The following is a 12263-nucleotide window of genomic DNA, read 5'->3' as shown; positions in this document are numbered from 1 at the left end:
CGACGTACGAGGACGGCACTCGAGTGGTCGAGTACAAGGGCACGCTGGTGGTCCGGATGATCAACTCAGGGACCGGTGTCTCCTACGACGCACGAGCGGCCGTGCCATACCGTCCCCCGCAACACCACAGGCACCTACGCCCTGGTCTCCGGGGCCACGCGCACCGTGAAGTGCGACTTCACTGTCCCCGGCCTCATCACGGCCGGCTCCCAGCTCCTCCCCGCGAGCGTAGAGCGCCCGTGCCCGCGAGCCCCCGCGGACCGACCGGGTCGGCGCCCCGGCACGCACGCGAGGGCGCGAGGTACGCCCCGATCGGTGACCCCGGCCAGGCGCAACGAGCGAGGCCCCGGGCTGTCGATCGAGATGCCGGACGTCTCGATCACTCTGCTCCGGAACCTCGTTGATCATCCGTCATGCCGCACTCGGCCTGCCTCATGCGCTCGTGGAGGGCACCGCTCCCGTGGCCCGTCCCCACTTCCGACTCCCCTGCATGCGTACCTGCTTTCCTGTCTCCTCGTGCAACCCTTCGACGCCTTCGCGAGTCTCCTGATTGCCGAACAGTGGATCAGTGGGTCATACATGGAACAACTTCGGGCAGGCGCCAACGGACCAGCACTCCATCGACCGGGATGTCCGCCGGATGTCCCGGTCCCATCACAGGATCTCAACGCATGGCCGAGCACAGGAGCATTCCCGGCCCCGCTCCCGACACGCGCCCACGTCCTTACCGCGAACGTCGCGGCAGCGCCCCTGACCGGCGGCCTCCCCGCCGCGTCGGCGGCTCGGCAGGCGCGGCCCACTCCGCCACGACCGCACGGCGGAGGTCGACGGGGAAGGCTGTGCGACGTTCTGGGCGAACGCCGGCTGCAGGGCTCGCCTCAGCGACCACCCATGGGGCGATCAGCACAGCAACGCCCGACTCGTCATCGGCAACAGCCCAGCGAAAGGCCCGTCCATGAAGCGAACGCTCACGTTGATCAGTGCACTGGCCATCACCGCGCTGTCGCCGACCACGGCGCACGCTGCGGTCAAGAAGGCCAAGACTCCCCTCAGTTGCGAGTCCCGGACGTTCACCTCGACACCGGGTCCTCGCTTCAACGACCCGGAGGACCCCGACGCCCGGATGAACGTCATGGACCCGATCATCGAATCGATCAACAGCGCCAGCTGCGGGCAGACCATACGCGTCGCCATGTACTCGATCGGCAGCACGCAGCCGGGTCCGGACTTCGCCAACGCCCTGATCGCCGCGCACCAGCGCGGCGTCATCGTCAAGGCGCTGATGGACGTGCACAGCGACAACGCGGTCTGGCAGTCGTTGGTCACCGAGCTGGGCAACGATCCGCAAGCCTCCAGCTTCGCCGCGCTGTGCCCGGGCGGCTGCCTGACCCACTATTCCGGCTCCTCCCTGCACGCGAAGTACTACATGTTCAGCGGCGGGAGCGACGCGAACAGGACCGTGACCGTCAGCAGCGCCAACCCCACGTCCGCCCAGGCCAATACCGCGTGGAACAGCAGCGCCACCGTCAAGGGCAACGTCGACCTGTACAACCTCTACGCCCGCTACTTCACCGCCATGGCCAAGGGGGCGCTCAACGGTCCGGGCCCGCTGATGCCCGACTACTACAGCTCCACCGACGGCCAAGCCGCCAGGACACTGTCCCCGCCCTCCTACCAGTGGCCCAAAGCACGCTCCAAGAGCGACACCTGGGTCGACTTCCTGAACAACGTCAAGGCGCCGGCCACGATCAACATAGCCATGTTCCAGTGGACCTCTCACGGGCAGCCGGGCGACCAGAACTATCTCGAACTGCCGAAGAAGCTGGTGAGCCTGGCACAGACCGGCGTCAAGATCCGCATACTCCTCACCGCCGGCCAAGTCGACAGCAGCGTGCAGAACTACCTGAAGGACCGGCCGAACATCTCCGTGCACGACACCAGCCGCGGAACCGACGCGAACGGCAACGCCCTGCACTACACGCACGACAAGTACATGATGGTCAGCGGCGGCTACGCGGGTGCGGTCAACTCCAGAATCGTGTTCGTCGGCTCCGCGAACTGGACGAGCAACGGCGTCTGGCACAACGACGAGTCGGACCTGAAGCTGGTCGGCCAGTCCAGCTATGACACGTTCATGACGGACTGGCAGAACCAGTACGACCGCTGCTGCGGGACCGCAACGCTGAAGCTGGGCGCCGAGGAGCGCGCCGAGAACACGGCACGCGAGATTCCGATCGACCCGAAGCAGGTCAAGGAGTAGGCATTCCCCGCCGCTCGGTGACCCCTGTGGGTACCGCACGGTGAGTTCTTCGAACCGCACCTGGTAATGCTTCGTTACGTCGGGGCCAAGACCGCCGTCATGCACTCCTCCAGGAACTCGGTCGCGGCCCGCTGATCCTTGAGAGAATCGGGGTCCACGCGGACGCGGCGGAGCTGTGCGAGCAGGGCGGCGGCAGCCCGTTCCTCAGCGGCGGACTTATGTCCGCGTCTACCGTCCCGGACCACGAGGACGGTCCCGAGGAGGCCGGCTACTGAGGTTTTCGCTTCGGGGTGACGGTGATCGCGCTGGTGGGTGTACCTCGGTGTGATGGGGTGTCCGGGTGGGGGCAACCTGACCGTGAAGCAGTGGGCTCAAGGACCTGTGCGGGTGGGGGGATAGGCTGCCCCGGGCCCAAGGAGGTGAGGGAGCAGGCTATGGCCCAACAAGATGGAACCCGCAGTGTGATTAAACTCAACTGGACGCTGCGAGCAGAGATCGACCTGCCGTGTCCGGGCGACGGCAGCGCCTACCGCGAACTGGCCGAACCCTGGTTCACGGCTGCGCTCACCGCACTCGCGGGGCCGCTGCAGGCCGAGTTCACGCCTGACGCGGACTTCTCCGGCCGTGCTGTCGCGCTCAGCCGCGGAGAAGCAGCGCCCGGGGAACTGTGGGCGACCCTGGTGGTGCTGGAACCGGCCAAGCGGCGGCAGAAACCGTACGAGGTCCCCTGGTCCCCGAAGAACTGGAGCGCCTTTCTCCGGGATCTGGAAAGCATGCCCGGTCAAGCGACGGTGGTCCTCAGGATCATCGGCCCCGACGGCCATCCCGACTGGCCGTGGCTCGACGTGTCCGTGGTCAGGGACCGCGACACCCCCGAAGTCGTCTCACTCGTCGCTTCCCGCACCACGGAAGAATTCGCCTCCCCGGGCGTCCGGAGCGAGGCGCAGGCCCGCTGGATCGATTTCTTCCGTACTCAGGTGCACCGGCACGAGGACATCCTGTACGGAAGCATCTCGGACGACGCCGAAGGTGTGACAGGAAGGACCGCACTCGAGGTCGACCTCGGGCTGCTGCTTGAGGACACTTTCCCTGACTTGGGCACCCTCCTGCGGGGATACGCGTGGTGGACGGTCTGTTCCCCGGGTGTTGTGGCGGAACTCGGCGGTGTCGAGGCCCTCCGAGCCAGCGGTGCCTTCCATGAGGTGGAGCCGCTGTCTGGCGGAGGGGCCTCGCTACGGGCGACTGAAAACGTGTGGGACTACGGTGAGGAACGGGTACGGGCGGTCTTCCGCACGTTGGCGCCCGCCCTGCCCGAAGGGGAACCGGTTAAGGGGTTTTCGTCGGACACTCGCAGGCTGGTCTACGAGGACGCAGCAGACTACCGAGGAGCGAGCCGCTGCTGAGGTTCTCGATTCTGGGTGACGTCATGGAGGGGCCGGGATGAGTCCGGTCTCGGTGCTGAAGCCATCGAGCAGGCCGGGCTGGTACTGCATGCGTTTCAAGCGGGTGCGGGCCAGCGCAGCGAGTTCGTCGATGCTGCACGGGGCGAGGTTGCCCAGGCTGTTCTTCAGATGTGCCCAGACGCCCTCGGCCGAGTTGAGGTCGGGTGCGTAGGCGGGGAAGCGGAAGACGGTCAGCCATTGTCGGGCGGCGATCAGCTCGCGCATCGCCGCATCGACGTGGTGGGTGTAGTTGTCCCACACCAGCACGACGGGCCTGCCAAGCTGCTGATGAGCCGCATCCAGCAGACGGGCGAAGTCCTTCTCGCGGAAACCCTTCTTCTCACCCTTGCGGCCGTGGTGCACCAGCATCCGGAAGATGAGCCGGGAGCGGTGGCCGGGCCTGTGGCAGACCAGTCCGGCCAGCGAGATCCGTCCCGATCCCGCGGCCCGGACGGTGACGCGGGGCGTGTGGCCGCGCCGGGACCAGGTCCGTGCCTTCGGCGGCCGCAGCAGCTGCCCCGACTCGTCCGCGAAGCACAACCACGCATCCTGGTCCCTCACCGTCTTTTCCACCCGCGGCCACGTCTCTGTGATCCAGCCGGTCACGGCGTCCTCGTCGCGTTCGGCGGCCCGGCGCTGTGGGACCTGCACGCTGAAGCCCATCTGGCGCAGGATGCGCCAGGTCTGCGCGGGGCTGAAGCGGACATTGAAACGCCGCGCGATCACCGTGGCGATGCGGTCCAGCGTCCACCGTTGGTCCTCCACCCAACCGTGCGCGGCCGGCCCCTTCTCCAGCTCGGCGGCCAGCCAGTCCCGCCAGTCGGGCTTCATCCGCGACTGCCGCCCCGATGCTCCCTTGGACCGCAGTGCCTCCACACCACCCTCCCGCCAGCGGGCATGCCAGGCTTAGGCGGACTTGCGAGAGACCCGTAACCGCCTGGCGACCTGCGGCGGCACGACCCGTTCCACGAATAACTCGGCAGCCTCGAACCGCACTTGCTCCCGCTGAGCCCGTTGCTTCACGGTCAGGCCACCCTCATCGGGGTACCGCATGGCACCGGGATACACCCTCTACCGAGATCACCGTCACCCTAGGTCGAAATCCTCAGTAGCGCGCCTACGAGACCACCGGTGATCGCTTCGAGCACGGCGTCGGCATTTCATCCGCGGACGCCGGGCGTACGGCTGTTGCAGCTTTCTGGCCGTGGCTATCGAGCCAATGGCTGGGAGTGGCCTGCTGTTTGGCGCCAGCAGGCGGACATGTCGGTCTGCTGGGCCGCGGCGCGCTTTGCGACGTCGGTCAACGGAACGAAGACGGCGGCGAACTGGTCGGCGACGCTGTCCAGGCTGGTGGCGGACGGCCCGCGGCCCGGCAATGCGGTGGGCGGCGGCCAGGGTGCGCGGCAGCTTCAGCACGTCGTCGGACGTCGCTGGCGGCCGGCGGCCCCGGGGTCAAGAGAAGCTGTTCGAGCTCCGACAAGACTGGCGCACGGTGGTCGAGTTGACGCGGCAAGATCCACGTTCTACACCGAAGACATCACCGCTCAATCGGACGTCGGCACCCCGTCCATAACCGCGATGTCCTGCTGGACCATGTCCGGGTGGGGTCACTCCGTTCGCCCGAACCTGGTACCCGCGGGCAGAACGCCTTCCCCTACGATCCAGTCCCGACCGCGTCCTCATCGATGAACCGCAGTTCAGGATGGGCCGGATCGGGCCTTGGCGTCCCCGGCGGCAGCACCGGCCGCAGTGCCTCGAACACCTGGCGCAGAGCCTCATCCGAGAACTCCGCGACGGTGGCGGTCGCCTGAAGGACCACCCCGCCCGCGGTCAGCGGAACGACCGAGTGGAATGCCCCGGATGCCCGCAGCTCCTCGGCCCCACCCAGCCGTTCGGTGAGTTCGGCCGGGCACACGGTGGTCCAGGAGTACCCACGCAGAAAGGTCCGCGCCTGAGCCACCGACCGCTTGGCCTTGCGGCCGAGCACGAGATCGAGCCCCGTGTGCTCGACGCGCGGCTCTTCGTCCGCACCCAGTCGCGCGAAAGCGGGCCCCACCCCATCCAGCGCGGCGACCAGGAACCCGACCGCACGCGCACAGAAGGCCGGATCGTCCGCCGCGGCCCCCGCCTCGTCGAACAGGAGCGACGCCTCCACGTTGGGCCGTCGCACGATGATGCTAGAGCTGCGCACATGGGCCACCGGCTTGCGGGAGCGCTCTCGGTGGAAGCGCACATGTGCCGTTTCGGGCGCCCTGAGAAGTTCCGCACCCATCGCGGGCCACTGCGCGGATACCGGCGAAAAGTCCAGGCGGGATGCGCATCCGTCGGCCTGGGTCCCGGCGTACGAAGCGCCGATCCCTTGCCGGTCCTCCGCCATGAGGTCACGTAGCGGACCGTCCAGGGCGGCTCCGAACCACGCGGCGAGCCCACTGCCGACCCCGCCTTCGGTGTGCGCGTCGAAGGTCGCGCTCGCCAGCATCCTCACCGTGCATCTGCCTCTCTGCCTCGTCGCGGTCCTTGCGCGCGGCCGCTCTTTGACCGTCAGCGTCGCTGCGGTGGCGGGGGCCGGCATCGGCGGCAACGCTGGGGGCTTCTTCTTACCGTCGACCTGGTCGGCGGTAAAGCCGGGGTACTGTCGAGGTTCTGGCGCGAGGGCTACCGCGCCGTGCGGGCCGAGCTCCGCGGCCGCTACCCCTGCCACCCGTGGCCGGAGGACCCGGCTGCGGCGGAGCCGACCCGGCGGCTCAATACGCCCTACAGGGGAGCGCCACCGGCAGTTCGGGGTCAGCCGCCACCCGAGCCGGCCGAGGCCGAACCGCCAGAAACCCAACCGGAGTTGGGCTGCGGCCGATCATGTGGCGGATGCCCCGCCGTCGCAGGTACTCGCAATGCCCTGCGCTCCCTCGGGGTCACCGTCCCTCCGGCCCCCGTTCGGCGCGTTGGGTGCGCCACTCCCGCGCGCTGCAGCCGAACTGCTCGCGGAACCAGCGGGAGAAGGCGCTCGGCGCGGAGAATCCGAGCAGGCCGGAGATCTCCGTCAGCGAACGCCTCGGGTTGGGCACGAGCTGTTCCGCCAGCTGGCTTCGCGTCGCGTTGAGGACGGAGGAGAATGTCTCGCCCGACGCCGCTAGGTGCCGGTGCACGGTCCGGCGGTCGACTCCCAAACTGCCGGCGACCTGCTCGATGGAACACCGGCCGGTCGGCAGCAGGACCTCGATCAGGTCCCGCACCCGGTCCAGCACGGTCGTGTCCCGCGAGGTCGCGATCGCGTCGAAGAACTGCCGTGCGTAGGCCCGCAGCATGGGATCCCCCAGGGGGTTGGGGGCGTGGAGGTCGCTGGCGTAGAAGACAATCCCGTCGAACTCGCCGTCGAATTCCACCACGGGACCGAAGACGCGCTGGTGACTCCCGGAATCCTTCGGCGCTCCGTGCGTGAGGCACACGGACAGTGCCTGCCATCGAGCGCCGAGGAAGGTGCGCAGCACTTGGTGGAAGGCGCCCACGGCCAGTTCCACGGACTGGCGGGTCGGCGTCGTCTCCCCCGGCTCCAGGTTCACCTTGAGTGTGGCCAGGCCGTTCACTTCGGACAGTCTGCTGTGCAGCAGCTCGTTGTACATGTGCTCGTGGCGGACGAGGAGTTCGAGCGCGCTGCGGACGTCCGGCTCCTCGCGAATGACCAGGCTGATGGGCCCCAGGCTGGAGAAGCGACGCCGCTCGGCGAGGAGCAGGCCGAAATCCTCCCGTCGAGCGGCCGCCGCCGACAGTTCGAGCAACTGGATCACGGCCACGCCGGAGATCCACCGGTCCTGGACCGCGAGGCCGGCGGGGTCCAGGCCGACCCGCTTCATCAGGGCTCGCGGGTCGATGCCGAGGGACTGGCTCAGCTCCACGTAGCCGCTCAGGGCGGCGTTGCGGACGAGGGGCTTCATCATGGGCGCACTCCCTGGGGTGTGTCCCTGATTGATAAGTCAGACGTCACGTCACGTCAAGCGCCACGACACGGGCTGCCCTACTGTGGCACCACTCGCGATGGAGTGAATCCCCCAGAATCCGGCGCCGAGACAGCGGGGACGCAAGGACATCCATACCGCTCCATCGGAATCCATCAGACGGTCGAAGGGGAGAAGTGTGTCCGCTGTGCACACAAACGCGATCGAGGTGCTGCGCCGGCCCTGCACAGGGCCGGCCGTCTGGAGCGGGGCGGACCTGGCAGATTCTGAGGAGTGGGTCCTGCGGCTGTCGCCCGAGCAGATCGAGGAGCTCGAGTCCGCTCTGCGCGTGGTCCGCGAGCGTGGTGTCCCGCTGCTGAAGGTGGGGGCCTCCGACTTCCCGCTGCCGACCCTGGCCAGCGTGCTGGAACGCGTCGTCGACGTGCTGGAGAACGGCCGGGGGTTCGTCCTGGTCAGACGCATCCCCGTCGAGCGGTACAGCAGGGCGGCGGCAAGCACCCTGTTCTGGGGGCTGGGGCAGCACATGGGCGTCCCGGTGTCGCAGAACGCGGCCGGTCACATGCTCGGTCACGTCCGTGACACCGGACGCACCCTGGCTGACCCGTCCACGCGCGGCTACCAGACGAGAGCGGCGCTGCCCTTCCACACCGACGGGTCCGACGTGCTCGGGCTCCTGTGTCTGACTCCGCCCCGCGCCGGCGCGCGCATTTCCCTGGTAAGTGCCGGCGCGGTCCACAACGCCGTCCTGGCGCGCCGCCCCGATCTCGTCAAGCGGCTGTACCGCACCCACTACCTCGACCGCCGGGGTGAACACGCCCCCGGCGAGCGCCCCTACCACGCAGTCCCCCTCGCCACCTGGCACGGGGGAAAGCTCAGCATGCGCTACCACCGCCGCTACCTCGAGTCAGCCCAGCGCATCTCCGGGGTCCCGCGCCTGGAGCGGGCCGATGTGGAGCTGTTCGACGTCGTCGACGAGGCGGCACACTCCCCCCGGCACCGCCTGGACCTCGACTTCGAGCCCGGCGACCTGCTGCTGGTCAACAACTACGCGGTCCTGCACTCCCGTACGGAGTACGAGGACTTCGCCGAGCCCGAACGCAAGCGCCACCTGCTGCGGCTCTGGCTGACCCTGCGCCAGGGACGCGACCTCCCTCCGCACTTCTGGGGTGACCTCCCGCACGCCGGGGACGGCTCCGGCCGCGGTGGGATCACCCCCCGCGACCTGGCCACGATCCCCGGCTCCGGCTACGCCGGCGGCTTCTGCCGCCCTGATCACCACCCCTCAGGCCCCGACAGGACGGACGACGAATGAACAACCTCGCGGCAGCACTGGCGGAATCGGCCAGAGCTCACGGCGACCGGATCGCCGTACGCCAGGACGACACAGTCCTCACCTACGCCCAGCTGGACGACGCCGCCGCACGCGTCGCCGCCCTCCTGCAGGAGCAGGGTGTCCGGCCTGGTGATCGCGTCGCGCTGGTCATGCCCAACGTCACTCTCTTCCCGGTCGCCTACTACGGCATCCTGCGGGCCGGCGGTGTCGTCGTCCCGATGAACCCGCTGCTCAAGTCCCGCGAAGTAGCCCACGCTCTGAGGGACTCCGGCTCCCGGATCGTGCTGACGGACCCCCTTTTCGCGACGGAGGTGGCGAAGGCCGCAGCCGATACCGGGGTGGAGTGCCTTGTCACCGATGCAGGGTTCGCCGCCCTGACCCGGGCTGCCGAGCCAATGGCCGAGGTCGTCGGGCGGGCGGACGGCGACACCGCCGTCATCCTCTACACCTCCGGGACGACGGGCACCCCGAAGGGCGCCGAGCTCACCCACCGCAACCTGTCGGCCAACGCGGTCACGACAGTGGAGACGCTGACCCGGATCGGGCCGGACGACGTCCTGTTCGGCGGACTGCCGCTGTTCCACGCCTTCGGGCAGACCTGCGCCCTCAACGCCGCCGTCGTCGCCGGCGCCACCCTGACCCTGCTGCCACGGTTCGAGCAGGCTGCGGCGCTGCGGATCCTGCACCGGGACCGGGTCACCGTCTTCCTCGGCGTCCCCACCATGTACACGGCCCTGCTCAACACCGGTGTGCCAGAGGACCACGACCTGTCCCGGCTGCGCCTCGCCGTGTCCGGCGGCGCCTCCCTGCCGGTGGAGGTGCTGCACAGCTTCGAACGGGAATTCGGCGTCACGGTGCTGGAGGGCTACGGGCTGTCGGAGACCTCGCCGGTCGCCGTGTTCAATCCCCCGGACCGTCCCCGCAAGGCCGGCTCGATCGGGGTGCCCATCCGCGGGGTCGAGGCCCGGCTCGTCGCGGACGACGCCACCGACGTTGGCCCCGGCGAGGTCGGAGAGATCGCGATCCGCGGCGAGAACGTGATGAAGGGCTACCGCAACCGCCCCGAAGCAACCGCCGAGGCCGTCCGCGACGGCTGGTTCCACACCGGCGACCTCGCCCGCATCGACGAGGACGGCTACTACTTCATCGTCGACCGCAAGAAGGACCTCGTCATCCGCGGCGGCTACAACGTCTACCCGCGCGAGATCGAGGAGGTCCTCTACGAGCACCCGGCCGTCGCCGAGGCCGCCGTGGTCGGTGTGCCGCACGACGTCCACGGCGAGGAGATAGCGGCCGTGGTGGCCCTCCGGGACGGCGCGGAGGCCACCACCGAGGAGATCCGGAACTTCGTCAGGGAACGGGTGGCCGCCTACAAGTATCCGCGGATCGTCGTCTTCACCGACGCGCTCCCCAAGGGCGCCACCGGCAAGATCCTCAAGCGCGAGATCGTCGTCGTGGAGCAGGAGGCCACGGGGCGCAGCGGCGGACGAGAGTCGCACTCGTGAGGAAGGAGAGGGACGCCCGGGGGGCCCCGGTCCACCCCGGACCGCGGTCCCCGGGCGGACGACCCCGCCGCGGCCGCGGCGGCCGCCGGCCGGCCGGTGCGCGGGTCCTGGATACCCGGGCTGGCCGTGGCCCTGGTCGTCGCGGTGGTGGCCATGGCGGTGGGCGAACGGCTCCCCGTTCTCGGCGGTCCGGTGACCGCCGTGGTCCTCGGCGTCCTGGCCGCCGCCGTCCGCAGCCCGGCCCCCCGCCTCACGCCCGGCCTGTGCCTGGCCGGCAAACCCGTCCTCCAGGCCGGGGTCGCCCTGCTCGGCGCGCAACTGTCGCTCTCCCAGGTGCTCCACGTGGGCGGCAGCTCCCTTCCGGTCATGCTCGGCTCCCTGGCCGCCTGTCTGCTCGCCGCCCGGGTCATCGGACGCCGGCTCGGTGTCGGCGGCGATCTGCGCACCCTCATCGGGGCGGGCACCGGCATCTGCGGCGCGTCGGCGATCGCCGCGGTCACCCCGGTCATCGGCGCCGCGAGCGCGCAGGTCGCCTACGCCATCTCGACGATCTTCCTCTTCAACATCGCCGCGGTCGTCGTCTTCCCTCTGGTCGGCCACCTCATCGGCATGGATCCCCAGGTCTTCGGCCTGTTCGCCGGGACCGCGGTCAACGACATGTCGTCCGTGGTGGCCGTCGCCAACGCCTACGGCCCCGGCGCGGTCGACGACGCTGTGGTCGTCAAGCTGACCCGCACCCTGATGATCATCCCGGTCTGTCTGGGCCTGGCGTTCCTGGCCGGACGCCGCACCGGCTCCGCCCCCTCCGCGCCGGTGCGGCCGGCCGGATTGGTGCCTTGGTTCCTCGTGGCCTTCCTGCTGGCGGCCGCGGCGAACAGCGCCGGTCTCATCCCCGCCGCGGCGCATCCGGGCCTCAAGGAGCTGTCCGTCTTCCTCATCACCGTCGCGCTGTCCGCCGTCGGCCTGTCCACCGATCTCACGGCCCTGCGCCGCACCGGCCCCCGCCCCTTGCTGCTGGGCGCCTGCCTGTGGGTGGTCGTCTCTTCCTCCAGCCTGGCCCTCCAGTACGCCTTCGGCGGCGGCCTGTCGTAGCAGCCCCGCCTAGACGGCTCCGGCCGCCGGCACCCCGGCCCGCGCCCCCACCGAGAGGGCCAGGTCTCCGGAGTGCCGGCGGTGCGCTCGTGACGGAGCCCGCGAGACACCGTCCTCCCCGGCCCGCCGCCTGCGCGTCATCCCCTGCGGCAACTTGGACGACCGGCGTGCGCCGCCCTTGCCGGTGCCATCTGAAGACGACCCCCGTGTCGTCCCCGGCGCACCACACTGGGAGGGATCATGCCCTTCGGTTATGAGACGTCATGGCTCACGGTGCGGGACGCCGGGCCGGAGGAGGCGGCCGACGCCCTCGGCCTCCGGCACCGGCGAATCATGGACTGGACGAGCGGCACCGAGCTGGCCCACCTTCACGGGGTTTCGTCGCCAGACCCGTCCCGGGCTGGACCCTCGCCCACGGCCGGATCCATCTGACGCAGAAGACCCACGCCACTCGCCCGGCCTTCCCCGCCTGCCTGCGGACGCCGGCCGTACGCGTCGGGGACCTCCAGTACTTCGGCCCGGACCGCATCGTCGACCACCACGCCTGGACCAGGGTCGACTCCGGTGAGCTGACCCGCGCCTACGGCTTCATCGGCATGACCGGCGCGGTTCCCCTGCGCCTCGGGGAGCCGGCCGCCGTCGAGAGGGAACTCGGAGTCGGCTGGTGGGCCGTGAGGAGGT

The 12263-nt window shown here is 69.6% G+C and carries 7 protein-coding genes and 2 pseudogenes; 6 read left to right on the top strand and 3 right to left on the bottom strand.

The window, feature by feature from the left end:
* Nucleotides 1-955 precede the first annotated feature (955 nt).
* The gene (locus ACWGIS_RS02955; protein ID WP_453360653.1) at nucleotides 956-2260 is read left to right on the top strand and encodes a phospholipase D-like domain-containing protein; all 1305 of its coding nucleotides are present in this window, start codon (nucleotides 956-958) and stop codon (nucleotides 2258-2260) included.
* Between the two features lie 434 nt (nucleotides 2261-2694).
* Nucleotides 2695-3663 (top strand): hypothetical protein, encoded by a 969-nt coding sequence (locus ACWGIS_RS02950; RefSeq protein WP_453360652.1) that lies wholly within the window; start codon nucleotides 2695-2697, stop codon nucleotides 3661-3663.
* A gap of 21 nt (nucleotides 3664-3684) precedes the next feature.
* Here the strand turns inward: ACWGIS_RS02950 and ACWGIS_RS02945 are convergent.
* Together ACWGIS_RS02945 and ACWGIS_RS02940 are read right to left on the bottom strand one after the other, a co-directional pair.
* Nucleotides 3685-4755, bottom strand: a pseudogene (locus ACWGIS_RS02945) (IS630 family transposase).
* A gap of 601 nt (nucleotides 4756-5356) precedes the next feature.
* Nucleotides 5357-6181: a hypothetical protein gene (locus tag ACWGIS_RS02940; protein ID WP_453360651.1), complete on the bottom strand. Its 825-nt coding sequence runs from the start codon at nucleotides 6179-6181 to the stop codon at nucleotides 5357-5359.
* Between the two features lie 153 nt (nucleotides 6182-6334).
* Between ACWGIS_RS02940 and ACWGIS_RS02935 the strand changes: the two are divergent.
* A pseudogene (locus ACWGIS_RS02935) lies at nucleotides 6335-6454 on the top strand (ATP-dependent helicase C-terminal domain-containing protein); the annotation flags it as partial.
* A 157-nt stretch (nucleotides 6455-6611) separates the two neighbouring features.
* Here the strand turns inward: ACWGIS_RS02935 and ACWGIS_RS02930 are convergent.
* The gene (locus ACWGIS_RS02930) at nucleotides 6612-7634 is read right to left on the bottom strand and encodes an AraC family transcriptional regulator (RefSeq protein WP_453360650.1); all 1023 of its coding nucleotides are present in this window, start codon (nucleotides 7632-7634) and stop codon (nucleotides 6612-6614) included.
* A 205-nt stretch (nucleotides 7635-7839) separates the two neighbouring features.
* Between ACWGIS_RS02930 and ACWGIS_RS02925 the strand changes: the two genes are divergently transcribed.
* The 3 genes from ACWGIS_RS02925 to ACWGIS_RS02915 all read left to right on the top strand — a co-directional run bounded on the left by ACWGIS_RS02925 (nucleotide 7840) and on the right by ACWGIS_RS02915 (nucleotide 11582).
* Entirely contained in the window at nucleotides 7840-8964 is a 1125-nt protein-coding gene (locus tag ACWGIS_RS02925; RefSeq protein WP_453360649.1) for a TauD/TfdA family dioxygenase, read from the top strand.
* The gene (locus ACWGIS_RS02920; protein WP_453360648.1) at nucleotides 8961-10490 is read left to right on the top strand and encodes a long-chain-fatty-acid--CoA ligase; all 1530 of its coding nucleotides are present in this window, start codon (nucleotides 8961-8963) and stop codon (nucleotides 10488-10490) included. Before ACWGIS_RS02925 ends, ACWGIS_RS02920 begins: the two co-directional genes overlap by 4 nt.
* Nucleotides 10491-10616: 126 nt before the next feature.
* Entirely contained in the window at nucleotides 10617-11582 is a 966-nt protein-coding gene (locus ACWGIS_RS02915; RefSeq protein WP_453360647.1) for a YeiH family protein, read from the top strand.
* Nucleotides 11583-12263: the final 681 nt, after the last annotated feature.

Source organism: Streptomyces sp. NPDC054842, from assembly GCF_053611025.1.
The sequence above is the reverse complement of the archived record's forward strand: the minus strand, read 5'-3'. Positions and strand labels throughout refer to the sequence as shown.

Bases quoted from the DNA above. Each gene is read 5' to 3' on its own strand.
- ACWGIS_RS02955 (WP_453360653.1), top strand. From the start codon at position 956: ATGAAGCGAACGCTCACGTTGATCAGTGCACTGGCCATCACCGCGCTG.
- ACWGIS_RS02950 (WP_453360652.1), top strand. From the start codon at position 2,695: ATGGCCCAACAAGATGGAACCCGCAGTGTGATTAAACTCAACTGGACG.
- ACWGIS_RS02940 (WP_453360651.1), bottom strand. From the start codon at position 6,181: ATGCTGGCGAGCGCGACCTTCGACGCGCACACCGAAGGCGGGGTCGGC.
- ACWGIS_RS02930 (WP_453360650.1), bottom strand. From the start codon at position 7,634: ATGATGAAGCCCCTCGTCCGCAACGCCGCCCTGAGCGGCTACGTGGAG.
- ACWGIS_RS02920 (WP_453360648.1), top strand. From the start codon at position 8,961: ATGAACAACCTCGCGGCAGCACTGGCGGAATCGGCCAGAGCTCACGGC.